This window comes from Stenotrophomonas sp. STEN020 (genome assembly GCF_056760195.1).
Genome location: NZ_JBRREI010000058.1, coordinates 1 through 22,072, shown reverse-complemented (window position 1 = coordinate 22,072; position 22,072 = coordinate 1). Strand labels below are relative to the sequence as shown.

23 protein-coding genes are annotated in these 22,072 nt (G+C 63.4%); 19 read left to right on the top strand and 4 right to left on the bottom strand.

Going from position 1 to position 22,072, the window contains the following annotated elements:
* Nucleotides 1-28 precede the first annotated feature (28 nt).
* The 3 genes from ACVOLZ_RS18765 to ACVOLZ_RS18755 form a co-directional block, all read right to left on the bottom strand.
* Nucleotides 29-562 carry a hypothetical protein gene (locus tag ACVOLZ_RS18765; RefSeq protein ID WP_481517443.1) on the bottom strand — a complete coding sequence of 178 codons (534 nt, stop codon included), beginning with the start codon at nucleotides 560-562 and terminating at the stop codon, nucleotides 29-31.
* Nucleotides 559-1,440 carry a DUF2145 domain-containing protein gene (locus ACVOLZ_RS18760; protein WP_481517442.1) on the bottom strand — a complete coding sequence of 294 codons (882 nt, stop codon included), beginning with the start codon at nucleotides 1,438-1,440 and terminating at the stop codon, nucleotides 559-561. Before ACVOLZ_RS18760 ends, ACVOLZ_RS18765 begins: the two co-directional genes overlap by 4 nt.
* Before the next feature lie 90 nt (nucleotides 1,441-1,530).
* Entirely contained in the window at nucleotides 1,531-2,649 is a 1,119-nt protein-coding gene (locus tag ACVOLZ_RS18755; protein WP_481517441.1) for a serine hydrolase domain-containing protein, read from the bottom strand.
* 92 nt (nucleotides 2,650-2,741) lie between these two features.
* Here ACVOLZ_RS18755 and ACVOLZ_RS18750 point away from each other — a divergent pair, with 92 nt between their 5' ends.
* The 6 genes from ACVOLZ_RS18750 to ACVOLZ_RS18725 all read left to right on the top strand — a co-directional run bounded on the left by ACVOLZ_RS18750 (nucleotide 2,742) and on the right by ACVOLZ_RS18725 (nucleotide 8,163).
* On the top strand, nucleotides 2,742-3,638 hold the full coding sequence (locus ACVOLZ_RS18750; RefSeq protein WP_481517440.1) for a DMT family transporter: 897 nt from the start codon (nucleotides 2,742-2,744) through the stop codon (nucleotides 3,636-3,638).
* Between the two features lie 331 nt (nucleotides 3,639-3,969).
* The gene (locus ACVOLZ_RS18745; protein ID WP_481517439.1) at nucleotides 3,970-4,977 is read left to right on the top strand and encodes a methionine ABC transporter ATP-binding protein; all 1,008 of its coding nucleotides are present in this window, start codon (nucleotides 3,970-3,972) and stop codon (nucleotides 4,975-4,977) included.
* Nucleotides 4,974-5,666: a methionine ABC transporter permease gene (locus ACVOLZ_RS18740; protein WP_346500398.1), complete on the top strand. Its 693-nt coding sequence runs from the start codon at nucleotides 4,974-4,976 to the stop codon at nucleotides 5,664-5,666. The genes ACVOLZ_RS18745 and ACVOLZ_RS18740 overlap by 4 nt, the downstream gene beginning before the upstream one ends.
* Before the next feature lie 82 nt (nucleotides 5,667-5,748).
* Entirely contained in the window at nucleotides 5,749-6,543 is a 795-nt protein-coding gene (locus ACVOLZ_RS18735; protein WP_481517438.1) for a MetQ/NlpA family ABC transporter substrate-binding protein, read from the top strand.
* A 227-nt stretch (nucleotides 6,544-6,770) separates the two neighbouring features.
* Nucleotides 6,771-7,334, top strand: coding sequence for a CcdC protein domain-containing protein (locus ACVOLZ_RS18730; RefSeq protein WP_481517437.1), 564 nt, complete (start codon nucleotides 6,771-6,773; stop codon nucleotides 7,332-7,334).
* A gap of 67 nt (nucleotides 7,335-7,401) precedes the next feature.
* Nucleotides 7,402-8,163 (top strand): YiiX/YebB-like N1pC/P60 family cysteine hydrolase, encoded by a 762-nt coding sequence (locus tag ACVOLZ_RS18725; protein ID WP_481517436.1) that lies wholly within the window; start codon nucleotides 7,402-7,404, stop codon nucleotides 8,161-8,163.
* Between the two features lie 189 nt (nucleotides 8,164-8,352).
* Here the strand turns inward: ACVOLZ_RS18725 and ACVOLZ_RS18720 are convergent, their stop codons facing one another.
* Nucleotides 8,353-8,991 (bottom strand): OmpW/AlkL family protein, encoded by a 639-nt coding sequence (locus ACVOLZ_RS18720; RefSeq protein ID WP_481517435.1) that lies wholly within the window; start codon nucleotides 8,989-8,991, stop codon nucleotides 8,353-8,355.
* A gap of 215 nt (nucleotides 8,992-9,206) precedes the next feature.
* Here ACVOLZ_RS18720 and ACVOLZ_RS18715 point away from each other — a divergent pair, with 215 nt between their 5' ends.
* The 13 genes from ACVOLZ_RS18715 (at nucleotide 9,207) to ACVOLZ_RS18655 (ending at nucleotide 21,915) form a co-directional block, all read left to right on the top strand.
* Nucleotides 9,207-9,770, top strand: coding sequence for a DNA-deoxyinosine glycosylase (locus ACVOLZ_RS18715; protein ID WP_481517434.1), 564 nt, complete (start codon nucleotides 9,207-9,209; stop codon nucleotides 9,768-9,770).
* 180 nt (nucleotides 9,771-9,950) lie between these two features.
* A complete protein-coding gene (locus ACVOLZ_RS18710) occupies nucleotides 9,951-11,327 on the top strand; it encodes a dihydrolipoyllysine-residue acetyltransferase (protein ID WP_481517433.1) in 1,377 nt (458 codons plus the stop codon).
* Nucleotides 11,327-11,980, top strand: coding sequence for a hypothetical protein (locus tag ACVOLZ_RS18705; RefSeq protein ID WP_481517432.1), 654 nt, complete (start codon nucleotides 11,327-11,329; stop codon nucleotides 11,978-11,980). The genes ACVOLZ_RS18710 and ACVOLZ_RS18705 overlap by 1 nt, the downstream gene beginning before the upstream one ends.
* Nucleotides 11,981-11,997: 17 nt before the next feature.
* Entirely contained in the window at nucleotides 11,998-14,148 is a 2,151-nt protein-coding gene (gene lpdA, locus ACVOLZ_RS18700) for a dihydrolipoyl dehydrogenase (RefSeq protein ID WP_481517431.1), read from the top strand.
* Between the two features lie 574 nt (nucleotides 14,149-14,722).
* Nucleotides 14,723-15,088 carry a hypothetical protein gene (locus ACVOLZ_RS18695; protein ID WP_481517430.1) on the top strand — a complete coding sequence of 122 codons (366 nt, stop codon included), beginning with the start codon at nucleotides 14,723-14,725 and terminating at the stop codon, nucleotides 15,086-15,088.
* A gap of 24 nt (nucleotides 15,089-15,112) precedes the next feature.
* Nucleotides 15,113-15,910 carry a F0F1 ATP synthase subunit A gene (gene atpB, locus ACVOLZ_RS18690; protein WP_481512841.1) on the top strand — a complete coding sequence of 266 codons (798 nt, stop codon included), beginning with the start codon at nucleotides 15,113-15,115 and terminating at the stop codon, nucleotides 15,908-15,910.
* A gap of 75 nt (nucleotides 15,911-15,985) precedes the next feature.
* Nucleotides 15,986-16,288, top strand: a complete 303-nt coding sequence (gene atpE, locus ACVOLZ_RS18685; protein WP_054661978.1) for a F0F1 ATP synthase subunit C — start codon at nucleotides 15,986-15,988, stop codon at nucleotides 16,286-16,288.
* A gap of 111 nt (nucleotides 16,289-16,399) precedes the next feature.
* Nucleotides 16,400-16,870, top strand: coding sequence for a F0F1 ATP synthase subunit B (locus ACVOLZ_RS18680; RefSeq protein ID WP_296251133.1), 471 nt, complete (start codon nucleotides 16,400-16,402; stop codon nucleotides 16,868-16,870).
* A 3-nt stretch (nucleotides 16,871-16,873) separates the two neighbouring features.
* Nucleotides 16,874-17,401: a F0F1 ATP synthase subunit delta gene (locus ACVOLZ_RS18675; protein WP_481517429.1), complete on the top strand. Its 528-nt coding sequence runs from the start codon at nucleotides 16,874-16,876 to the stop codon at nucleotides 17,399-17,401.
* A gap of 44 nt (nucleotides 17,402-17,445) precedes the next feature.
* Nucleotides 17,446-18,993 carry a F0F1 ATP synthase subunit alpha gene (gene atpA / locus ACVOLZ_RS18670; RefSeq protein WP_481512843.1) on the top strand — a complete coding sequence of 516 codons (1,548 nt, stop codon included), beginning with the start codon at nucleotides 17,446-17,448 and terminating at the stop codon, nucleotides 18,991-18,993.
* A 107-nt stretch (nucleotides 18,994-19,100) separates the two neighbouring features.
* Entirely contained in the window at nucleotides 19,101-19,964 is an 864-nt protein-coding gene (gene atpG, locus ACVOLZ_RS18665; RefSeq protein ID WP_481517428.1) for a F0F1 ATP synthase subunit gamma, read from the top strand.
* A 38-nt stretch (nucleotides 19,965-20,002) separates the two neighbouring features.
* On the top strand, nucleotides 20,003-21,409 hold the full coding sequence (atpD, locus tag ACVOLZ_RS18660) for a F0F1 ATP synthase subunit beta (RefSeq protein WP_481517427.1): 1,407 nt from the start codon (nucleotides 20,003-20,005) through the stop codon (nucleotides 21,407-21,409).
* A gap of 83 nt (nucleotides 21,410-21,492) precedes the next feature.
* Nucleotides 21,493-21,915 (top strand): F0F1 ATP synthase subunit epsilon, encoded by a 423-nt coding sequence (locus ACVOLZ_RS18655; protein WP_481508170.1) that lies wholly within the window; start codon nucleotides 21,493-21,495, stop codon nucleotides 21,913-21,915.
* Nucleotides 21,916-22,072: the final 157 nt, after the last annotated feature.

Genomic DNA, 22,072 nt, shown 5'->3' with positions numbered 1-22,072 from the left:
GAGTTCCTCAAGTACGGTGAATCAAAAATCAAAGCGTGTGGGTGCGGCTTTCATCTACCGCTTCGATGGTCGGCACGAATGCCAGCGCCGCGCCTTGCGGATTACGCAGCATCCAGCCCGCGCCCTGCGGGCTCGGTTGGAAGGCGATTTTTGTGCCCACGGTGAAACCTGCCGCCGGGTCATCCTCGCGCTTGGGCCATTGCAGGGTGGCGCGGTTCTCGACGTTGGCAGGGTCTTCCAAGGTGACGCGACGGCCACCATCGGCCGCGGTATCAACCGACTTCACTTCCAGATCCGGCAGCGGTCCGGCGCTGGTCCGGCGTTTCTCTTCGCGGCGCTCGCTGGATTCCTTGGACATGTCGGCCGCGCCGCGCACGCCAGCGGCGGAAAGGAAGATCGGCCCGGATACCACCATCACCACGCTGGAGGCGGTTATCAGCACAGAGGCCTGCGAGCCATTGATCTTGAAGCCTTCGGCGCGTGCCTGGCTTGGGACCAGCCCAGAACCCAGGCTGGCGGCGATGGCAAAGGCGAGGGCACCGCTTTTGAACAGATGCTTCATGGGCTGGCTTCCTGTTGCTGCGTGGGGTTTTGCATATTGCTGCCAGTCACCGCCGGCACGGGTGTTTGATGGGCAATGGCGAGTTCGCGTTCAAGCGCGCCACTGCGGTGCAGGAAGTCGAATACCGACTCCACCGTCACCACCGAATAGTTGCCGGAGATGCGTTCACTGGCCGGGTGGTCGGTGACTGCGACGTTGTCGGCAAGGAAGCGCGCGCCCAGCCGCTTGCCGATGCCGATGTGCAGGCGTGAGGGCGTATAGCCCTTCTGCTTGAGCCAGGCCAAGGCGGTGTCGCGGTTGTTCAGGGCGGTGTCACCGCCCGCCTGTGCCATCGCCGCGGCCGCGACTTCCAATATCCATTGGTTGGAATTCTGGTATTCGCTGCTGCCGGGGTAGGCCAGCATGCTGTAGCGCGGCTCGTGCAGCGCACGTGCCTGTGGCGCAGCACCGCTGAGTAGGGCTTTCAGCGCGGTGCGTACTTCCGGTGTGGGAATGCCAACCCGCAGGTCAGTGGTGATCGAGCTTTCGCCGACCAGGTTGACCAGACCTTCGCGGTACAGGTCCGAGCTGTCGCTCTTGCAGCGGTTGAGCAGGTGCACCACGTCCCAGCTGCCGCTGTCGTTGCGAACAAGGAAGGCCAGGTGGCTGTGGCGCAGGCCGTACTTGCTCAGGTCCTGGCCGCCGCGTGCAGCGATAGCCACATCCACGCCGGGCATGGCATCGAGCGTATCGGCGGTGACCGCAGCCATGTCGAACATGGCGGCAATCGTGGTCGGCGGCGGATAGCGTGGGCTGCAGGCCGGTTGCGCGAATGCCGGGGCGGCAAGGGTGGCCAGACTCAGTGAGAGAGCCAGCAATAATGTGGTGCGAGGTTTCATCGGCGCGCATCCTTGCATGGTGCTTGGGAAATATTCGTTAGGAGCCTGCGCAAGCGCGCGCTTGCTGGCTGCCTTTGCCTGGATATTGGTTCAAGGCTGCTTCCATTGCGCGTGCAGCAGGCCGGATACCGCAAAACAGGCCGGTGCATCCTTGTTGGACAGCACGATCACCGTCTCGCCGGTTGCAGGGTAATGGCGCACGTCGGTGCAGACACCGTCCGTGCTGCCACCATGGCCCCAGCGGAAGTCGCGGGCAGGCACATCCTTGCCGTAGCCGGTGGCAAAAAAGCCCAGACCCATGAACTCGCGCTGGGTCTGGGTGGCTTGTTCAAACAGTGCTGCTGGCAGCAGCTTGCCGGCATTCAGGGCCTGCACGAAGCGAAACATGTCACGCGCGCTGCCCACTTCGCCGCCGGCTGGCAGGCCGCGATTGGGTTGGGTGGCGCAGTTGCGCACGCGCTTGCCATCCACGTCCACATAGGCACGTGCGAGATCAGCGGCGGGGTCGTCGCACGCCACGAAGGCGGTATGTTGCATGCCGGCTGGTTGCAGCACGTGCTGGCGGATGTAGCTTTCGAAATCCTGCCCGGAGAGGACTTCCAGCATGCGTCCCAGTACCAGGTAGCCGAAGTTGCCGTACTTCTGTGCGCTGCCAGGCGCGAACTCCGGAGCACGTCCGGCATGCAGCGCGACCATTTCCTGCAGGCTGCGCAGGCGCGCGCGATCGGCACTGTGCTCGGCGCCAAACAGCTCATCGATATCCCCTGCACCGGCGCTATGTGTCAGCAGTTGGCGTACGCTCACCTCGTTTGCGAACTGGCGGTTGGGATAGTCCTTGAGCACCTCGCCGACCTTGCTGTCCAGACTCAGGTGACCAGCGGCGATCTGTTGCAGGATCGCCACGCTGGTGAACATCTTGCCGGCCGAGGCCAGGTTGAAGCGGTCGGTCACCTGCAGCGGTGTTTCCTGCTGCTCATCGCGCGCGCCATAGGCTTTCTCGAAGACCACGTCATCGCCGCTTGCGATCAGCACCGTGCCCGAGAACTGCCCGGCGGCCTGCAGCCCCAACGCAAAGCCATCCAGCTGGGCCAGCGCTTCAGCGCTGGGTGCCTGCGCGGCAGTGGCAATCCAGGGCATTGCAGCAAGCAGCAACGGAGCAAAGCGCAGTAGACGAGGCGTGGCAGCTGGATGATTCAGTGGCTTGCGCATGGTCGGGGCTGGGCTGGAGAGAGCCAGAACATAGCATCGCTTATTACTGCAGGCAGTCTGCAAGGCGGGCCTCGGCAGGGGATAATGGGCAGATGTCGCCTACCAAATCCCCCGTGCGTGCCATCGTCTGGATGCTGGCCGCCGTCGCGTTTTTCTCCTGCATGGACGCCGGCATGAAGATGCTGTCCAGCAGTTATCCCACCTTGCAGGTCACCATGCTGCGTGGCGCCGCCTCGTTGCCGTTCGTCCTTGTATGGGTGCTCGCCACGGCAGGGCCGCGCTCGATGATCCCGGTACGTTGGGGCCTGCATCTGCTACGCGGCGTGCTCGGCATGGTGATGATCGGCTGCTTCGTCTATGCGCTGCGCACCTTGTCGCTGTCCACGGCTTACACCATCTACTTTGTCGCTCCCTTGCTGGTGGCGGCACTGTCGGTGCCGCTGTTGGGCGAACACGTGGGGCCGCGCCGTTGGGTGGCCATCGGTATCGGCCTGATCGGCGTGCTGGTGGTGCTGCGCCCGGGCGTGGATGGTTTCATCTCGTTCCCGGGCCTGATGGTGCTGCTGGCGGCGACGGCCTATGCAATCGCGGCGGTCACGGTCAGCCTGCTGACCCGTACGGATACTCCGCAATCGATGGTGGTGTGGTTCCTGTTGATCATGGCCATTGGCGCCGGCCTGCTGGCCTGGCCGCAATGGCAGCCGCTGCAGTGGAAGCATGCGGCGCTGATTGCCGGCATGGGCCTGGCCGGGGCCCTGGGCCAGATCGCGCTGACCCGGGCGTTCCAGCTGGGGCAGGCCTCGATGATCGCGCCGCTGGAGTACACCGGCCTGGTATGGGTGATCGGCTGGGACGTGCTGCTCTGGCAGAAGCTGCCTGACCGCTGGACCTGGATCGGCGCCAGCATCATCGTCGCCAGCGGCCTCTACCTGTTGCACCGTGAGCGCGTTCAGCGAGCGCAGCGGCCGGATCAGGTCGATCATCCCTGAAAGCCAACCCCTCCCCAGCCCTCCCCTTGGCTTCGCCAAAGGGAGGGGGCGTAGTGCCGAGCCATGCTCGGCAGGGGCTTTCCCAGCAGACTCAGGCAACGTCAGTCGCGAAGCCCGCGGCCCTGAGTTGCTGGCCTTTGCTGCAAGCTGACAGTCCATCTGCTTCGCGGCTGACGCCGCTCCTACAAATGGCCACCTGTCCCCCAGCACAACCCCGACTGGTTTCACTTAGAACCAAAAGGAATAACATTCCTGTTTGCGGCACGCGCGCCGACGGCCCGGCGCTGCTAGGCTGCACGCCCCCTTCTTATGCCCTCCGGTTGCCCTGGCAGTGATCGAGTTCCAGCACCTGCAGAAAGCTTATGCCGTCGACGGCCGCGCGATCACCGCGCTGCATCCGCTCGACCTGAAGATCCAGGCCGGCGAAGTGTTCGGCATCATCGGCCACTCCGGTGCCGGTAAGTCGACCCTGATCCGACTGATCAACCGCTTGGAAGAGCCCAGTGGCGGGCGGGTGCTGATCGATGGCCAGGACGCCACCGCGCTGGACGCGGACGGCCTGCGCGCCCTGCGTCGGCGCATCGGCATGATTTTCCAGCACTTCAACCTGCTGTCGGCGCGTACCGTGGCCGCCAACGTGGCCTTCCCGCTGGAGCTGGCCGGCACGCCCAAGGCCGAGATCGACGCCCGCGTGGCCGAGCTGCTGCGCATGGTCGGGCTGGAAGACCATGCAGCCAAATACCCCTCGCAGCTGTCCGGCGGGCAGAAGCAGCGTGTCGGCATTGCCCGCGCGCTGGCCACGCGCCCGCAGATCCTGCTGTGCGACGAAGCCACCAGCGCGCTGGACCCGCAGACCACCGCCTCGGTGCTGGCGCTGCTGGGCAAGATCAACCGCGAGCTGGGCCTGACCATCGTGCTGATCACCCACGAAATGGACGTGATCCGCCGCGTCTGTGACCGCGTTGCAGTGCTCGATGCCGGCCACATGGTGGAAATGGGCCCGGTCACCGAGGTGTTCCTGCACCCTCGGCATTCGACCACCCGCCGTTTCGTGTCCGAGTCCGAGCACGTGGACGAAGGCGAGCAGCTGCGTGATTTCGCTGCCGTCGGCGGCCGCATCGTGCGCCTGACCTTCCTCGGCGAAGGCACTTATGACCCGTTGCTCGGCCGCATCGCCCGCGACACCGGGGTGGACTACAACATCCTTACCGGCCGCATCGACCGCATCAAGGACACGCCCTACGGTCAGCTGACCGTGGCCCTGGTAGGCGGCGACCAGAATGCCGCGCAGGCGGCTTTCGTTGCTGCCGGTGTGCACGTCGAGGAGCTGCGCCGATGATCATTGCAACTGCCGCTGAAGGCTTCTTCCGCCATCTGGATGCGGGTAAGTGGGCCGATATCGGTCAGGCCACCATCGACACCTTGCTGATGCTGGCTGGATCGCTGCCGCTGACGCTGGCAATTGGCCTGCCGCTGGGCGTACTGCTGTTCCTGACCGGCTCGCCGCAGCTGCACCGCAAGCCGGTGGTCTACGGCATCACCGCATTGCTGGTGAACCTGCTGCGCTCGGTGCCCTTCATCATTCTGATGATCGTGCTGATCCCGGTGACCTTGGGCCTGATGGGCACCTCGCTGGGCGTGCGTGGCGCGATCCTGCCGTTGGTGGTGGGCGCCGCGCCGTTCTACGCGCGCCTTGTTGAAACCGCACTGCGTGAAGTCGACCGTGGCGTGATCGAAGCCAGCCAGGCGATGGGCGCGACCACCAAGCAGCTGGTCTTCAAGGTGCTGTTGCCGGAAGCACGACCGGGCCTGATTGCCGGCGCCACCGTCACCACTATTGCCTTGATCGGCTTCACCGCGATGGGCGGTGCGATTGGTTCCGGCGGCCTCGGCGATCTGGCCTTCCGCGACGGCTACCAGCGTTCGCATACCGATGTGGCGCTGGTCACCGTGGTGTTGCTGCTGGTGCTGGTGCAGCTGCTGCAGATGCTTGGCGACCGTCTGGTTACGCATTACAGCCGCAAGTAATGGAATGACCGCAGGCCGGCACGTTGCGTGCCGGCCTGTTAGCGTATGTCCACACCATCCTTCCCCACGGGATCTGTTACCGATGAAAAAGCTGCTCACCTTTCCCCTGATTGCCGCCGTGCTGGCCCTGTCGGCCTGCGGCAAGCCTGCCGCTGACCAGTCCAAGCTGGTGGTTGCCGCCACCGCCGTGCCGCACGCCGAGATTCTGGAAGTGGTCAAGCCGCTGCTGGAGAAGGAAGGCGTCAAGCTCGACGTGCGCGTGTTCAACGACTACGTGCAGCCCAACGACCAGTTGGTGCAGAAGCAGGTGGACGCCAATTATTTCCAGACCGAGCCTTATCTCAAGGCCTACAACCTTGACCGCAAGACCGATCTGGTCACCGTCATCGGTGTGCATATCGAGCCGTTCGGCGCTTACTCGCGTCGCTTCAAGTCGCTGGCTGAACTGCCCAATGGCGCCGACGTGGTGATCCCGAACGACCCCAGCAACAACAGCCGCGCGCTGATCCTGTTGGACTCCGCTGGCGTGATCAAGCTCAAGGACCCGAGCAACGCGTTGTCGACCCAACGTGACATCACCGAGAACCCGAAGCAGCTGAAGTTCCGCGAGCTGGACTCGGCGATGCTGCCGCGCGTGCTGGACCAGGTCGACCTGGCCCTGATCAACACCAACTACGCACTGGACGCCGGTCTGAACCCGACCAAGGACGCACTGGCGATTGAAAGCAGCGAGTCGCCGTACGTGAACTTCCTGGTCGCACGCCCGGACAACAAGGACGACGCCCGCGTGCAGAAACTGGCCAAGGCCCTGACCAGCCCGGAAGTGAAGGCTTTCATCGAGCAGAAGTACAAGGGCGCGGTACTGCCTGCGTTCTAAGCTTCACCGCTGGGCCGGGATCGCCCTGTAGTGGGGGGGGCCGCGGGGGCCGGGGGCGCACGGCCCCCCCCACCTCCCTTTGTTTGCCGAGCGGTCCCCCCCCCCCCCCCCCCCCCCCCCCCCACTACAGGTCGGGAATGCTGGTAAGGCCTCTGCCGAGCATGGCTCGGCACTACGGATACCAGGCATGGCGTAATCTTTGGCCCTGCATCCCCGGATCAGTCCCCATGCCCGTGCTTCTCGCTCTGCCGCTGGCGATACTGGTATTCGTCGCGATCATGCTGCTGTTGATGCCGCTGTCGCTATGGCAGCGCGTGCGCAGCGGTGGTGCGCGCCGGCAGGCGCGGCCTTGGCTTGTTACCTTCAATTTCTGGGCGACGTTGGTATCCACCGGTCTGTTTGCGGTGTTCGTTGGCATAGCCGGCTTCTGGTGGCCGGGTGCATGGACATACGCGGCAGCGGGCTGGCTGGCCGGCCTGCTGGTCGGCGTACTCGGCCACTACCTGACCCGCTTCGAGCCCGGCCCGGAGGCGCTGCATTACAAGCCCAATACCTGGCTGGTGCTGGCCTTGACCGCGATGATCGTGGTGCGCGTGGTTGCCGGCACGGTGCAGGGCTGGCAGGCATCGGTGAACAGCGTGCCGTGGCCGGACTCGGGTTGGCTCAGCCACGCCGGTCTGCTGGCGATGGCAGCCTTGCTGCTCGGTTATGCAGGCATGTACGCCTGGCTGCTGCGGCGACGGGTTCGCCATCACCAACGTTATCGGCAGTTTGATCGTAGTCCGCGCTGAGCCTGTATCCGATGGCAGGCGGATGCTGTCCCGGCTAGTCTGATGCAAGCAGATACGGAGATGCTTGATGGGTGTGCTGCAGTTCTTCGGGCGCCGCTTGGCGCACTTCCTGGCGCAGCCACGCGCCAACCAGATGCGGCCGTCGACCAGCGACCCGGCCATGTTGCTGCGTACGCTGCGGCGTGGCGATGTGCTGTTGGTGGAGGGTAATAGCCGCTTCTCCACCGCCATCAAATATCTGAGCCAGTCCACCTGGTCGCATGCGGCGCTGTATATCGGCGAGGAGTCCTTGCTGGAAGGTGGCAAGCCGCAGCCGATGCTGATCGACGTGGATGTGGAACAGGGCGTACGGCGTATCCCGCTGACCGAGTTCGCCAATCAGCACACCCGTATCTGCCGTCCACAGGGCCTGTCACCAGTAGTGGTTGATCAGCTGGTTGGGTTCATGCGCGCGCGCCTGGGCTATAGCTACGACCTGAAGAATGTGTTCGATCTTGCGCGATTCCTGATCCGGCAGCCGCCGGTACCGGGGCATATGCGCCGTCGCTTGATTGCATTGGGCAGTGGCGAGCCAACCAAGGCGATCTGTTCGACGCTGCTGGCGCAGGCCTTCGAGTCGATCCGCTACCCGATCCTGCCGGAAATCGAGACGGTGTTGGCGCAGGTGGGCGGTGCCGAGCAGTCGCAGGAGATCCTGCATATCCGCAATTACAGCCTGTACACGCCGCGCGACTTCGATGTGTCGCCGTTCTTCGATGTGGTCAAGCCACGCCTGCAGCAGCACTTTGACTACTTGGCGCTGCAATGGAGCGATGACGGCAGCCCATGATCACTCCCTCCCTTGCCCCGAAGGGGCAGGGGAGGGTCGGGGAGGGGTAGCTCTTGCTTCTGCTGTGGCATTGATCAGCGAAGCTCCACAAAAAAACACGGGCCGCGAATGGCCCGTGTTTCATTTACAAGCACTGCATTGAATCTACAACGGTGTTGCCAGGATCATTGCCGCTTAGGTCATCGCTGCTTAGAAGCGCGCACCCAGGCCAAAGCCCACGGTCCACGGATCCAGCTTCAGCTCGCCAGCGTTCTGGCCGGCGATGCGCAGGTCAGGACGCGACTGCATATAGCGCGCATCGGCGCGCGCAAACCAGGTCGAGTTGATGTTCATGTCAACGCCGACGGTGCCGATCGCGCCCTTGGCGGTATCCACGCCAACGTGGTTGCCGCTGCTGCTCAGGCCATCGATCTTCTCATTGCTGAAGTTCGACTCGTAGTAGCCCAGGCCTACGAACGGACGGAACACATTGTCCGCCTGGCCGAAGTGGTACTGCGCGCTCAGTGCAAGCGGCTGCTGCTCGACGCTGCCAACCTTGGCGCCGCCATCGGTGCGCACGCGATGATCGAACTTGTCGGCTGCGCCCCACAGTTCAACGGCGAAGTTGTCGTTGAAGTAATAGCTGGCGCTGATCGTTGGTGCCGGGCCGCCATCGACCTTGCCAACACCGCCGATCGGATCGTTCTTCGGCTGCAGCAGGCTGATGCCGCCAACCACGGCAAAATGCTTGCCTGATGCGGTATCGCCATTGGCATCCTGCGCAAAGGCAGTGGAAGACAGCGCAAGTGCGCCGAGTGTGGCAAGGCTGAGAATTTTGATGGAACGCATGACTAACTCCTCATGTTGCGAACAGAACTACTGCGATCAGGACTACGTTGTTATCAAGGCCCTCGTTACGGGGCGAGGTCACCCTAACGATGGCAAGATGAATCGCTCTAAACGCAGGGGTTTTTCAGTGCCGTTGCGTTCAGCGAAAAACAGAGAGATCCCATGGACACGATGATTCGTAGAAAAATTCCGTTCACGATGTTGTGGAGCATGTGATGAGTGTTGATGTATTGCAGGGCTTGCCCGCGCAGGTAGCTGCATCGTGTCGTGTATTGGTATTGGGCTCGATGCCGGGCGCGATATCGCTGCACGAAGCGCGCTACTACGCGCATCCGCGCAATCGCTTCTGGCCGCTGATGGCGGCGTTGTGCGGCTTCGATGCGCAGCTTGCCTATGCACAACGAATGCAATGTCTGCAGCAGGCAGGTGTCGGCTTGTGGGATGTGATCGGGCAGTGCCAACGCGCGGGCAGTCTGGATACTTCCATCGTGCGTGGCAGCGAGGTGCCTAATCGCATTGCGGAGCTGGTGGCCGATCTGCCGCAGCTGCGAGCCTTCACCTGTAATGGCGCTGCAGCACACACTGCGTTCCAGCGATGGATTGCACCGGCTTTGCCGCCTTTGGCGGCTGCGCTGCCGGTATTGGCCTTGCCATCGACCAGTCCGGCCAATGCGGCGTGGTCGCTGCAGCGCCTGACTGCGCAGTGGCAGGCGCTGCAACCGTGGTTGAATGCGCCCAAAGTGGTGGTATCGCCTGCAACCAATGGTTTGACCGGCTAGGACAGGCAAGACAGCAGACACGTCGCAAAGCAGCGCGTTGAGCCGAAATTCCGGCCGTCACGGCGCGCGTGGCGTGCCCTTGTCCGGGGACATACGCAGGCGAATTCGCTTGTAGCGGTTGGCGCTGCGGCCCGCTAACGCCACAATAGGGGATTCCCTCATTTGTTGCTGGAGTAGTTCATGGCCGAAATCAAGGAAGCACTTGTCCCCGATATCGGTGACTACAGCGACATTCCGGTGATCGAAGTGCTGGTCGCGGTTGGCGATACGGTCAAGAAGGACCAGGGTCTGGTCACGCTGGAATCGGACAAGGCGACGATGGAAGTTCCGTCGGCCTATGCCGGTGTGGTCAAGGAATTGAAGGTCAAGGTTGGCGACGGCCTGTCCGAGGGCAAGGTCGTGGCCCTGATCGAAGTCAGCGAAGAGGCTGCCAAGCCGGCTGCCGCTGCCGCGCCGGCAGCCCCGGCCAAGGTCGAAGCCACCGCCGAGACCGGCGCCAAGGTCGAGCCGGTGGCAGTTGCCCCGGTCGCCGACAAGCTGGCCCAGCGCGAAATCGCCCAGGAAAATTCGGTCACCACCAGCAAGCCGGCCACCCCGCCGGTGCAGTTCAACGCCGAAGGCGTGCTGCCGGCCAATGTGCCGTATGCCAGCCCGGCCGTGCGCGTGTTCGCCCGTGAACTGGGCGTGGACCTGCAGCAGGTCAAGGGCACCGAGAAGGGCGGCCGCATCACCAAGGACGACGTGCAGAAGTTCGTCAAGGGCGTTCTGTCTGGCGGCGTTGCTGCCAGCGCCGGTGCCCCGGCTGCTGCCGGCGGTGGCCTGAACCTGCTGCCGTGGCCGAAGGTCGACTTCAGCAAGTTCGGCGAGACCGAAGTGGTGCAGCTGTCGCGCATCAAGAAGATCTCCGGCGCCAACCTGGCCCGCAACTGGGCGATGATCCCGCACGTCACCCAGTTCGAGCAGGCTGACATCACCGATCTGGAAGGCCTGCGCGTGGCCCTGAACAAGGAAAACGAGAAGGCCGGCATCAAGCTGACCATGCTCGCCTTCCTGATCAAGGCCAGCGCTGCCGCGCTGAAGAAGTTCCCCGAGTTCAACGCTTCGCTGGATGCCAGCGGGGAGAACCTGACCCTGAAGAAGTACTTCAACATCGGCTTTGCCGCCGATACGCCGAGCGGCCTGGTCGTGCCGGTGATCCGTGACGTCGACAAGAAGGGTGTGGTGCAGATCGCCCAGGAAAGCGGCGAACTGGCCAAGAAGGCGCGTGACGGCAAGCTCGGCCCGGCTGACATGAGCGGCGGCTGCTTCTCGATCAGCTCGCTGGGCGGCATTGGCGGCACCGCTTTCACTCCGATTGTGAATGCGCCTGAAGTGGCCATCCTCGGTGTCTCCAAGTCGTCCATCCAGCCGGTCTGGAACGGCAAGGAATTCGCCCCCAAGCTGATGCTGCCGCTGTCGCTGAGCTACGACCACCGCGTCATCGACGGCGCCCTGGCGGCCCGTTTCACCACCTACCTGTCGCAGGTGTTGGCTGATATGCGGCGCGTGCTGCTGTGATGCCAGTGCCGCCACGACGCGCGCTGTTGGCGCTGGTGCTGGCCGCGATGGCGGCTCCGGCACTGGCCGCCAGCCAGTGCCTGCCGGTGGTGGGTGAGGGTTGGCCGCCGGCGGTGGGCAACTATGGCCAGGCGGCAACCAGTTTGCTGGGTGGCCAGGCTGAAGACGGCTTGTCGCTGCTGGTGCTGCCGGCCCGTGGGGTGGAATCGCAGGTGCTGCTGCGCCGAGACGCCGCCAATGGGCAGTGGATGGTGCTGGCCGGCATGGCCGACAAGCGCATCTACAACTGGAGTACTGCGGCTGGCCGCGGTGGCGTCAACCTGCAGCTGGACCAGCAGCCGGAGTTCGCCCAGGCGCCGTTGCCGGATGCACTGGCACGGCGTCTGGTTGGGGTCTGGGGCAAGGCTTTGGCGTCGCCGGAAGTGGCAGCGCGTGCGCCGGTCACCGATGGCGAGGTGCTGTCCTTCACCGTCAACGGTGAGCGCTACAGCGGTCAGCGGCCGGCTTGCGGCCAGCTTGAAGCGCTGCAGGAACAGGCGGCGCTGCTGATCGAGCTGGCCCATAGCAAAGACAAAAAATACGAGAAGCGCTACGCCAACATCGAACGCGCGCTCGACAAGATGCATGACCGGTTCGTCGGCGACGCCGGCTGAGCCCACAGGAGAAAACAATGGCGACGATTGAAATCAAGGTTCCGGACATTGGCGACTACAACGACGTGCCGGTGATCGAGATTCTGGTGGCCGTGGGCGACACGGTGAAGAAGGACCAGGGTCTGGTCACGCTGGAGTCGGATAAGGCCACGCTGGAAGTACCGTCCTCGGCCGCGGGTGTGGTCAAGGAAATCAAGGTCAAGCTTGATCAGAAGCTGTCTGAGGGCGATGTGGTGGTGATCCTGGAAGCCGAAGGCGAGGGCGCTGCCCCGGCCGCGGCTCCGGCGCCTGCTGCAGCACCTGCGCCGGCTGCTCAGCCTGCAGCTGCCGCCGCTCCGGCAGCGGTCAGTGCGCCGGTTGCTGCTGCTGCGCCGGCCGCATCCGGCCCGATCGAGGTCAAGGTGCCGGACATCGGCGACTACCAGAACGTGCCGGTGATCGAGATCCTGGTCGCCGTGGGCGACACGGTGAAGAAAGATCAGGGCCTGGTCACGCTGGAATCGGACAAGGCCACGCTGGAAGTGCCGTCCTCGGCCGATGGCGTGGTCAGGGAAATCAAGGTCAAGCTCGACGACAAGCTGTCGGTCGGTGACGTGGTGGTCGTGCTGGACGGCGCTGCCGGCGCCGCACCGGCTGCTGCCAAGGCCGCCCCGGGCAGCAAGCCGCCGGTGACCCCGTCGCACCGCGCGCCGGACCCGGCGATTGCTGCCAAGGCGCTGCCGTCCAGCGGCCGCACGGCTGACATCGAGTGCCGCATCGTGGTGCTGGGTGCAGGCCCGGGCGGCTATACCGCTGCTTTCCGCGCTGCCGATCTGGGCATGGATACCGTGCTGATCGAGCGTTATGCCAGCCTCGGTGGCGTCTGCCTCAACGTTGGCTGCATTCCTTCCAAGGCGCTGCTGCACGCTGCTGAAATCATCGACCACGCCGCGCATGCCGACGAACTGGGCATCGAATACGGCGCGCCGAAGATCAGCCTGGACAAGCTGCGCGGCTACAAGGAAAAGGTTGTAGGTCAGCTGACCAAGGGCCTGGCCGGCATGGCCAAGCAGCGCAAGATCCGCACCGTGCACGGCCTGGCCAAGTTCGTCTCGGCCAATGAGCTGGAAATCGTCGGCGACGACGGCAAGACCCAGCTGCTGCGCTTCGAGCAGTGCATCATCGCTGCCGGTTCGCAGGCGGTTAAGCTGCCGAACTTCCCGTGGGAAGACAAGCGCGTGATGGACTCCACCGATGCGCTGGAACTGGCCGAAGTGCCGGGTTCGCTGCTGGTCGTTGGTGGCGGCATCATCGGCCTGGAAATGGCCACCGTGTACAGCGCCCTGGGCTCCAAGGTGACCGTGGTCGAGTTCATGGATCAGCTGATGCCGGGCGCCGACAAGGACCTGGTCAAGCCACTGGCTGATCGTTTGAAGAAGCAGGGCATCGACGTCCATCTGAAGACCAAGGCTTCGGGCGTCAGCGCCGATGCCAAGGGCATCACGGTGACCTTCGAAGCCGCCACCGAAGGCGAGAAGCCGGCGATGGAAAGCGGCACGTTTGACCGCGTGCTGGTTGCCGTCGGCCGCTCTGCAAACGGTAAGAAGATCGATGCCGACAAGGCTGGCGTCGAAGTCACCGATCGCGGCTTCATTCCGGTTGACCGGCAGATGCGCACCAACGTGCCGCACATCTTCGCCATCGGTGACATCGTTGGTAACCCGATGCTGGCGCACAAGGCCACGCACGAAGGCAAGCTGGCTGCTGAAGTCGCCTTCGGCGAAAAGAAGGAGTGGGTGGCACGGGTGATTCCGTCGGTGGCTTACACCAATCCGGAAATCGCCTGGGTTGGCGTCACCGAGACCGAGGCCAAGGCCAAGGGCTTGAAGGTGGGCGTGGCCAAGTTCCCGTGGGCGGCCAGCGGTCGCGCGATTGGTATTGGTCGCACCGAAGGTTTCACCAAGCTGATCTTCGACGAAGAAACCCATCGCGTGATCGGTGGTGCCATCGTCGGCGTGCATGCCGGTGAGTTGCTGGCCGAGATCGGCCTGGCCATTGAAATGGGTGCGGAGGCCGAAGACATCGGTCACACCATCCACGCCCATCCGACCCTGAGTGAGTCGGTAGCGATGGCCTCGGAGATCTACGACGGCACCATCACCGATCTGTATATCCCGAAGAAGAAGTAACCGTAGATTGAAAAGGGCCGCTAAGCGGCCCTTTTCATTTGTGCGCGATGCGTAGAGCGCAGCGATGCTTTATTTGTAGAGCCGAGCCATGCTCGGCTGGGGCGTTACCGGGAAGGCCTCTGCCGAGCATGGCTCGGCACTACATGCTGCAGGTCCGTGCTCGCGACCGCAATGATGTGACCGCAGAAGTGTCTAGCGCTGATGGCGCCGCTCCTGCAAAGGCTACGCGGCTGCGCAATTAGATTGCGGTGAGGTGGTGCCGCCGAGGGCGTGCGACACCACCTCACCCGAGCCTGCGCACCCGCCCGACGAGGTAGCGGGTGGCGGACTACGAAGGTCTGACCGGGGGAGTTGGGGGAAGTTCCCATGTTGCGGGGCAATATTTATTGTCCCGCGCGGGTGCCCGGCGGCCGCGCATTTGGGGAAAAAACGTGATATTGCGGCCACTTGCATAGTCAAATGGGGACAAATGCCGGTTGTCTCGCAAATTGTCCCGCTGTTATACTTTCGCGGCTCGACGAGACGCCTTTGCGCGGTTCGGCTCTTTCCTTTACCTGATGCAGGACACTTTGACGTGCTGAACTCCGTTGATGCGGGTCGGCGACTGATGTTGCGCGCCGCGGTCTACCCGCTGGTCGCAGTGGTGGTCCTGGCTCTGGCCTTCCTCTTCGTGGGGCCAAAGCATGCGCTGGGCGCCCTTGTATCGGGCCTGGCGGTGGTAGCAGGAACTGCGCTGGCCGCGTGGATTGGGCTCGGTGGCGGCATTCAGGCCGCTGGTTCAGCAATGATCCGCCTGTTCCTGGGGTTCGTGCTGAAGATTGTGCTTATTGTTGCTGTGCTGGGAATGGCTTTTTTCTGGTGGCAACTCCCTCCTTTGGCTCTGCTGGCGGCAATTCCAGTGGCGCTGATGTTCCAGGTTCTGGCTCTGGCCAGACGTTGATTCACTCATAAAGGTTCCGGACACATGGCGGGCGAGGCTCTAACTCCTACCACGTACATCCAGCATCACCTGCAGAATCTGACCGCGCCGGTCGGTGAGGGCGGTGGTTTCTGGATGATCCACGTCGATACCATCGTCACCGCGGTCCTGATGGGCCTGCTGATGGTGTTCGCCTTCTGGATGGCAACCCGCAAGGCCACGGCCGGTGTGCCGGGCAAGTGGCAGGCGTTCGTTGAAATCTGCCTGGAGTTCGTTGACCGCCAGGCCAAGGACACCTACCACGGCAAGAGCAAGCTGATCACGCCCATCGCGATCACCATCTTCTTCTGGATCCTGTTGATGAACCTCATCAAGATGATCCCGGCCGATTTCATCGCCAAGCCGCTGGAGCTGGCAGGCATCCATTACTGGAAGCCGGTGCCGACCGCCGACGTCAATGCCACCCTGGGCATGTCGATCAGCGTGTTCATCCTGATGATCTTCTTCGCGCTGAAGTCCAAGGGCGTCGGCGGCTTCATCAAGGAATTCCTGACGGCCCCGTTCGGCAAGTGGATGATGCCGTTCAACCTGATCCTCAACATCGTCGAGTGGCTGAGCAAGCCGATCTCTCTGGCGATGCGACTGTTCGGCAACATGTTCGGCGGCGAAATCGTTTTCCTGCTGATCTGGGTGCTGGGCGGTGCCGGCGTGTTCGGTGCCGTTGCCGGTGGCGTATTCGGCTTTGGCTGGATGCTGTTCCACCTGCTGGTGATCCCGCTGCAGGCCTTCATCTTCATGATGTTGACCATCGTGTACTTGAGCCTGTCGGAAGACAGTCACTAAAGTTACAAGCTTCACCCAGTTTCAACCTTCATCCGTTTCATCACCCTTAGCTACTTAAAGTTCCTGGAGATAACCATGTACTTCGCCGTCCTGACCAACCTCGCCCAAGTTCAGAGCTCCACCGCCCTTGCCGTCGGCATCATGATCGGCCTGGCCGCACTTGGCGCTGGCCTCGGTCTGGCCATCATGGCTGGTAAGTTCCTGGAATCGGCCGCTCGCCAGCCGGAACTGATCCCGGTCCTGCAGGTCCGCATGTTCATCACCGCCGGCCTGATCGACGCCGCGTTCATCATCTCGGTCGCCGTTGGCCTGCTGCTGGCCTTCGCCAACCCGCTGGCTGCTGCTCTGCTGGCCGAAGCCGCCAAGCTGGCAGGCTGATCCAGCTGCAGTGAGACGGTCGGGTGCCTGTTGGCGCCCGACTTCGGATGAAGGTTCGGTTGCGCCGCCACGGCGGCGTAACCACCCCCGACACCAGCGATCGAGCTAATCATGAATATCAATCTCACCCTCTTTGCACAGGCCCTGGCCTTTGCGTTGCTGATCTGGATCATCGCGACCAAGATCTGGCCGCCGTTGTTGAAGGCCATTGAAGAGCGCCAGCAGAAGATCGCTGAGGGCTTGGCCGCTGCCGACCGCAGCCAGAAAGATCTGGCGCAGGCGGAAGTAAAGGTCAACGAGGCACTGAAAGAAGCCCGTGGCAAGGCCAACGAGATCATCGACCAGGCGCACGCCCGTGCGAACCAGATCGTTGAAGCCGCCAAGAACGAAGCCATCGCCGAAGCCACCCGCCAGAAAGACCTGGCCCAGGCTGAAATCGACGCTGCCGCCAACCGTGCCCGTGAAGATCTGCGCAAGCAGGTGTCCGCTCTGGCCGTGACCGGCGCCGAAAAGCTGCTCAAGCGCGAAATCGATGCCAACGCCCACAAGGCGCTGCTCGACGAGCTGGCTGCGGAGATCTGATCGATGAGCCAGGCCCTCACGCTTGCCCGCCCGTACGCCCGCGCCGCGTTTGCGATTGCGCGTGACGAAGGCAAGTTCGCGCCGTGGTCGGACGCGCTTGCGTTCTCCGCCCGCGTTGCTGCCGATCCGCGCGTGTCGGCCTTGCTGTCGAATCCGCAGCTGAGCCGCGGCGATGCCGTTGCCATGCTGACCCCGGACGCGACCAGCGAGACCTACGGTCGCTTCCTGACCCTGCTGGCCGAAGGCCGCCGCCTGCAACAGCTGCCGGAAATCTCCGGTCTGTTCGAGCAGCTGCGCGCCGAAGCCGAGCACGTGGTCAAGGCCACCGTGACCTCGGCAGCCGAGCTGTCGGGCGACGAGCTGGAAAAGATCAAGGCTGCGCTGCGCAAGCGCTTCAACTGCGAAGTCGACGTGTCGACCGCAGTGGACGCTTCGCTGATCGGCGGCGCCGTGATCGATGCCGGCGACGTGGTTATCGATGGCTCGCTCAAGGGCAAGCTGTCGCGCCTGCAGACCGCGCTCGCACACTGAATTCACATTACCGTCCGGCCACAAGCCGGCACTAGGACTTGACGATGGCTACCACGCTCAACCCCTCTGAAATCAGCGAACTGATCAAGACCCGCATCGAGAAGGTCGCCCTGTCCGCAGAGTCGCGCAACGAAGGCACCGTCACTGGCGTGTCCGACGGTATCGTGCGCATCTTCGGTCTGGCCGACGTGATGCAGGGCGAAATGATCGAACTGCCGAACAACACCTTTGCCCTGGCACTGAACCTGGAGCGCGACTCGGTCGGCGCCGTGGTCCTGGGTGATTACCAGCACCTGCGCGAAGGCGACGTGGCCAAGACCACCGGTCGCATCCTGGAAGTGCCGGTGGGTCCGGAAATGCTCGGCCGCGTTGTCAACGCGCTGGGTGAGCCGATCGACGGCAAGGGCCCGCTGGGCACCTCGCTGACCGCCCCGGTGGAGCGCGTTGCTCCGGGCGTGATCTGGCGCAAATCGGTCGACCAGCCGGTGCAGACCGGTTACAAGTCGGTCGACTCGATGATTCCGATCGGCCGTGGCCAGCGCGAGCTGATCATCGGTGACCGTCAGACCGGCAAGACCGCGATGGCGATCGATGCCGTGATCAACCAGAAGGGCACCGGCATCAAGTGCGTGTACGTAGCGATCGGCCAGAAGGCCTCGACCGTTGCCAACATCGTGCGCAAGCTGGAAGAAAACGGCGCCCTGGCCCACACCGTGGTCGTGGCTGCAACCGCTTCCGAATCGGCCGCGATGCAGTACATCAGCGCCTACGCCGGCTGCACCATGGGTGAGTACTTCATGGACCGCGGTCAGGACGCCCTGATCGTGTACGACGATCTGTCCAAGCAGGCTGTTGCCTACCGCCAGATCTCGCTGCTGCTGAAGCGCCCGCCGGGCCGCGAAGCCTACCCGGGTGACGTGTTCTATCTCCACTCCCGCCTGCTCGAGCGTGCAGCTCGCGTGTCGGAAGAGTATGTCGAGAAGTTCACCAACGGTGCCGTCACCGGCAAGACCGGTTCGCTGACCGCACTGCCGATCATCGAAACCCAGGCTGGCGACGTTTCCGCGTTCGTTCCGACCAACGTGATCTCGATCACCGACGGCCAGATCTTCCTGGAAACCGACCTGTTCAACGCTGGTATCCGTCCGGCCGTCAACGCCGGTATCTCGGTGTCGCGCGTCGGTGGTTCGGCCCAGACCAAGATCATCAAGAAGCTGTCCGGCGGTATTCGTATCTCGCTGGCCCAGTACCGTGAGCTGGCTGCGTTCGCGCAGTTCGCCTCCGACCTTGACGAAGCCACCCGCAAGCAGCTGGAGCGCGGTCAGCGCGTCACCGAGCTGATGAAGCAGAAGCAGTACGCACCGATGTCGATCGCCGACCAGGCGCTGTCGATCTACGCCGTCAACGAGGGCTTCCTCGACGACGTGCCGGTCAACAAGCTGCTCTCGTTCGAAGCTGGCCTGCACGCGCACTTCGCCAACACCGCAGGTGAGTTGACCTCCAAGATCAACAGCACCGGCGCGTGGAACGACGATATCGAAGCTGCCTTCAAGAAGGGCATCGCCGATTTCAAGAGCACCGGCACCTGGTAATACCAGTCCAGTAGTGCGGAGCTTGGCTCCGCACGACTGAAAGCAGCGGAGCCTGGCTCCGCTGTATGGCAAACGCGGGGTTCGACCTCGCGCCACGGGAATAAGAGATGGCAAGCGGACGCGAAATCAAAACCAAGATCAAGAGCGTGCAGAACACCCGCAAGGTGACGCGCGCGCTCGAAATGGTCTCGGCCTCCAAGATCCGCAAAGCGCAGGATCGGATGAAGACCTCGCGTCCGTACGCGCAGGCGATGAAGCAGGTGATCGGTCACCTGGCCCAGGCCAGCACCGACTACCAGCATCCGTTCCTGGTTGAGCGTGAGCAGGTCAAGCGCGTGGGTTACATCGTGATCTCGTCTGATCGCGGTCTGGCCGGCGGCTTGAACAACAACCTGTTCCGCAAGACCGTCGCAGAAATGCGCGGCTGGCAGGAAAAGGGCGCCGAGATCGACGTGGTGACCGTTGGCCAGAAGGCCGGCGCGTTCTTCCGTCGCGTCAACGTCAACATGGCTGCTTCGGTTGCCAACATCGGCGACCAGCCCAAGCTGGAAACGCTGATTGGCGTGATCAAGGTCATGCTGGACGCCTACACCGAAGGCAAGGTTGATCGCGTCTACCTGGTCTACAACCGCTTCATCAACACGATGACGCAGAAGGCCAGCTTCGATCAGCTGCTGCCGTTGCCGGCTGCTGAAAAGCAGGTGGCCTCGCACGACTGGGATTACCTGTACGAGCCCGACGCAGCAACCGTGCTTGAGCACGTGATCACCCGCTATATCGAATCGTTGGTGTATCAGGCAGTGCTGGAGAATGTTGCCTCCGAGCACGCAGCTCGCATGGTGGCGATGAAGGCGGCAAGCGACAACGCGAACAAGATGATCGGAACCCTGCAGCTGGTCTACAACAAGGCCCGCCAGGCAGCGATCACCCAGGAAATCTCCGAAATCGTCAGCGGCGCGGCAGCGGTTTAACGCGCGCAGTCAACAGCACACATTTAGAGGATGCAGCAATGAGTCAGGGCAAGATCGTTCAGATCATCGGCGCCGTCGTCGACGTCGAATTCCCGCGCAGCGATGTGCCGAAGGTGTACGACGCGCTGAAGGTCGACAACACCGAAATCACGCTGGAAGTCCAGCAGCAGCTGGGTGACGGTATCGTCCGCGCAATTGCGCTGGGCTCCACCGACGGCCTGAAGCGTGGCCTGGTTGCCACCAACACCAACCGCGCCATCTCGGTGCCGGTCGGCGCTGGCACCCTGGGCCGCATCATGGACGTGCTGGGTCGTCCGATCGACGAAGCCGGCCCGGTGCAGGCTTCGGACAACTGGGAAATCCACCGTTCGGCCCCGTCGTATGAAGACCAGTCTTCCTCGACCGAGCTGCTGGAAACCGGCATCAAGGTCATCGACCTGATGTGCCCGTTCGCCAAGGGCGGCAAGGTCGGCCTGTTCGGCGGCGCCGGCGTCGGCAAGACCGTCAACATGATGGAGCTGATCAACAACATCGCCAAGGCGCACAGCGGCCTGTCCGTGTTCGCCGGCGTGGGTGAGCGTACCCGTGAGGGCAACGACTTCTACCACGAAATGAAGGACTCCAACGTCCTCGACAAGGTGGCGATGGTGTATGGCCAGATGAACGAGCCGCCGGGCAACCGTCTGCGCGTCGCCCTGACCGGCCTGACCATGGCGGAGTACTTCCGTGATGAGAAGGACGCCAGCGGCAAGGGCAAGGACGTGCTGCTGTTCGTCGACAACATCTACCGTTACACCCTGGCCGGTACCGAAGTGTCGGCACTGCTGGGCCGTATGCCGTCGGCGGTGGGTTACCAGCCGACCCTGGCCGAGGAAATGGGCGTCCTGCAGGAGCGCATCACCTCGACCAAGTCCGGCTCGATCACCTCGATCCAGGCCGTCTACGTGCCCGCCGATGACTTGACCGATCCGTCGCCGGCCACCACGTTCGCCCACTTGGATTCGACCGTGACCCTGTCGCGTTCGATCGCCTCGCTGGGTATCTACCCGGCCGTGGATCCGCTGGATTCGACCTCGCGCCAGATGGACCCGCAGGTCATCGGTACCGAGCATTACGAAACCGCCCAGCGCGTCCAGCAGACCTTGCAGAAGTACAAGGAACTGAAGGACATCATCGCGATCCTGGGCATGGACGAACTGTCCGAAGAAGACAAGCAGGCCGTGACCCGCGCCCGCAAGATCGAGCGCTTCTTCAGCCAGCCGTTCCACGTGGCCGAAGTGTTCACCGGCTCGCCGGGCAAGTACGTGCCGCTGAAGGACACCATCCGTGGCTTCAAGGCCATTGTCGATGGCGAGTACGACCACCTGCCGGAGCAGGCGTTCTACATGGTCGGCAGCATCGAAGAAGCGGTCGAGAAGGCCAAGAAGATGGCTGAGAAGGCCTAATAACCTCGTAGGGCGGAGCGTGCTCCGCCCACGCGGCAACCTGCGGTGGGCGCAGGCCCACCCAACCAGGCGAAGAGAGATCCATGAGCACCATCCGTTGCGACATCGTCAGTGCCGAGCAGCAGATCTTCAGCGGCGAAGCTACCTTGGTCGTGGCCACCGGTGAGCTGGGCGAGCTGGGCATCGCGCCCAAGCACGCACCGCTGATCACCCGTCTGAAGCCGGGTAAGGTCGTGGTCACCACCGCTGCAGGCGAGCACCTGGATTTCGCCATTTCCGGCGGCATCCTGGAAGTACAGCCGCAGGTCGTGACCGTGCTGGCCGACACCGCCATCCGCGCCACCGATATCGATGAAGCATCGGTGCGCAAGGCGAAGGAAGAAGCAGAGCGCGTACTGGCGCACCGTGGCGAAGCCATGGAACTGGCCGAGGCACAGCAGAAGCTGGCCGAAGTCACCGCCCAGCTGCAAGCCCTGGAGCGTCTGCGCCGCAACCTCAAGCACTGAGGATTGCAGCAGCACCAAAGAAAAACGCCGGCCAACAGCCGGCGTTTTTTTTTGCCTTTCTGTAGTGGGGGGGGGGGGGGGGGGGGCGGGGGGGCGGGGGGGGGGGGGCGCCCGCCCCGGCGGCGGGGGGGGGGGGGGGGGGGGGGGGGGGGGGGGG

Bases quoted from the DNA above. Each gene is read 5' to 3' on its own strand.
- ACVOLZ_RS18765 (WP_481517443.1), bottom strand. From the start codon at position 562: ATGAAGCATCTGTTCAAAAGCGGTGCCCTCGCCTTTGCCATCGCCGCC.
- ACVOLZ_RS18760 (WP_481517442.1), bottom strand. From the start codon at position 1,440: ATGAAACCTCGCACCACATTATTGCTGGCTCTCTCACTGAGTCTGGCC.
- ACVOLZ_RS18755 (WP_481517441.1), bottom strand. From the start codon at position 2,649: ATGCGCAAGCCACTGAATCATCCAGCTGCCACGCCTCGTCTACTGCGC.
- ACVOLZ_RS18750 (WP_481517440.1), top strand. From the start codon at position 2,742: ATGTCGCCTACCAAATCCCCCGTGCGTGCCATCGTCTGGATGCTGGCC.
- ACVOLZ_RS18740 (WP_346500398.1), top strand. From the start codon at position 4,974: ATGATCATTGCAACTGCCGCTGAAGGCTTCTTCCGCCATCTGGATGCG.
- ACVOLZ_RS18735 (WP_481517438.1), top strand. From the start codon at position 5,749: ATGAAAAAGCTGCTCACCTTTCCCCTGATTGCCGCCGTGCTGGCCCTG.
- ACVOLZ_RS18730 (WP_481517437.1), top strand. From the start codon at position 6,771: ATGCCCGTGCTTCTCGCTCTGCCGCTGGCGATACTGGTATTCGTCGCG.
- ACVOLZ_RS18725 (WP_481517436.1), top strand. From the start codon at position 7,402: ATGGGTGTGCTGCAGTTCTTCGGGCGCCGCTTGGCGCACTTCCTGGCG.
- ACVOLZ_RS18720 (WP_481517435.1), bottom strand. From the start codon at position 8,991: ATGCGTTCCATCAAAATTCTCAGCCTTGCCACACTCGGCGCACTTGCG.
- ACVOLZ_RS18715 (WP_481517434.1), top strand. From the start codon at position 9,207: ATGAGTGTTGATGTATTGCAGGGCTTGCCCGCGCAGGTAGCTGCATCG.
- ACVOLZ_RS18710 (WP_481517433.1), top strand. From the start codon at position 9,951: ATGGCCGAAATCAAGGAAGCACTTGTCCCCGATATCGGTGACTACAGC.
- ACVOLZ_RS18705 (WP_481517432.1), top strand. From the start codon at position 11,327: ATGCCAGTGCCGCCACGACGCGCGCTGTTGGCGCTGGTGCTGGCCGCG.
- lpdA (WP_481517431.1), top strand. From the start codon at position 11,998: ATGGCGACGATTGAAATCAAGGTTCCGGACATTGGCGACTACAACGAC.
- atpB (WP_481512841.1), top strand. From the start codon at position 15,113: ATGGCGGGCGAGGCTCTAACTCCTACCACGTACATCCAGCATCACCTG.
- atpE (WP_054661978.1), top strand. From the start codon at position 15,986: ATGTACTTCGCCGTCCTGACCAACCTCGCCCAAGTTCAGAGCTCCACC.
- ACVOLZ_RS18680 (WP_296251133.1), top strand. From the start codon at position 16,400: ATGAATATCAATCTCACCCTCTTTGCACAGGCCCTGGCCTTTGCGTTG.
- ACVOLZ_RS18675 (WP_481517429.1), top strand. From the start codon at position 16,874: ATGAGCCAGGCCCTCACGCTTGCCCGCCCGTACGCCCGCGCCGCGTTT.
- atpA (WP_481512843.1), top strand. From the start codon at position 17,446: ATGGCTACCACGCTCAACCCCTCTGAAATCAGCGAACTGATCAAGACC.
- atpG (WP_481517428.1), top strand. From the start codon at position 19,101: ATGGCAAGCGGACGCGAAATCAAAACCAAGATCAAGAGCGTGCAGAAC.
- atpD (WP_481517427.1), top strand. From the start codon at position 20,003: ATGAGTCAGGGCAAGATCGTTCAGATCATCGGCGCCGTCGTCGACGTC.
- ACVOLZ_RS18655 (WP_481508170.1), top strand. From the start codon at position 21,493: ATGAGCACCATCCGTTGCGACATCGTCAGTGCCGAGCAGCAGATCTTC.